This is a genomic window from Micromonospora sp. NPDC004336, from assembly GCF_053602615.1.
The window spans coordinates 1-1102 of record NZ_JBSGDY010000379.1; the positions used below are offsets into that span (position 1 = coordinate 1).

Here is a 1102-nt window from a genome sequence, read left to right on the forward strand (position 1 = left end):
CTCCCCGACGCTCTTCCGATCTCTCGGCGGCACCCGCGGCCGGCCCGCCTGAGCCCGGGCCCGGGCTCAGGCCGGTGGGGTCGGCGGCAGCGGCAGCGGCAGGCCCGGCAGCCCGTCGATGCTGCGGGCGACGTGCTCCTTGCCGGCGAAGTAGTCGCTCAGCGACGCGTCGTCCTCCCGGGCGAACCGCCTGGCGTGCAGGTCGCGGTCGGTGTCGTAGGTCATGAACGGCACCGCGTAGCCGCAGGTGTCGCGGATCAGCTCGGCGCGCACCACGATGATCGCCCGCAGGCCGTGGGCGCTGGTGTCGACGTCGGGGAAGTGGCCGGCCAGGTCGGTCCAGCGGGGGTCGTCGCGGAACACCGGCTCGCCGCGCCCGTGCACCCGGACGATGTTCGGCGGCCCCTGGAACGCGCACCACATCAGCGTGATCCGCCCGTTCTCCCGCAGGTGCGCGATCGTCTCGGCGTTGCTGCCCGCGAAGTCCAGATAGGCCACCGTGTGCGCGTCGAGCACCGCCCAGGAGCCGCGCAGCCCCTTGGGCGACAGGTTGATGGTGCCGTCGCCGGACAGCGGTGCGGTGGCGGTGAAGAACAGCGGCTGCTCCTCGATGAACGTCCGCAGCCGGCCCTCGATGCGTTCGTGTGTCTTTCCCACCCGCACATCATCGTCGCCCCGGGACGGTGCCCGCCGCCCCGCCGCCGGTGGCGTCGGACACCCGTCGCGCCCGCCGGCCCGCCGCCGGTGGCGTCGGACACCCGTGCGCCCGTTGGCCCGGCGGGTTCAGGCGGGCGGTGGTGTGTCGCGGGGGCCGAGGTGGGCCAGGGCGGCGGCGAGGTGGCTGACCTGCTCGGCCAGCTGGGCCACCCGCCGGTGCGCCTCGTCGCGGTCGGTCTCGGCGGCGCGCAGCCGTACCGTCAGCGCATCGAGCCGGCCCTCGGCGGCGGTCGCGGCCTCGCGCGCGGCGGTCAGCTCCGCGCCCAGCGTGTCGTGCCGGCCGGCCAGCGCCGCCAGTTCCGCGCGGACGCGCTCGGCCTGCGCGGCCGTCTCGCGGCGGTCGGTCTCGGCCCGCTCGCGCGCCCGGGTCGCCTCGGCGGCCGCC

General features: G+C 76.7%; 1 protein-coding gene and 1 pseudogene. Both read right to left on the reverse strand.

The genetic code is table 11. The features are described 5' to 3' along the window. Positions 1-66: 66 nt before the first annotated feature. Positions 67-657 (reverse strand): pyridoxamine 5'-phosphate oxidase family protein, encoded by a 591-nt coding sequence (locus ACWENR_RS30875; protein WP_452280453.1) that lies wholly within the window; start codon positions 655-657, stop codon positions 67-69. A 126-nt stretch (positions 658-783) separates the two neighbouring features. Continuing rightward, positions 784-1102: pseudogene (locus ACWENR_RS30880) on the reverse strand (hypothetical protein); the annotation flags it as partial.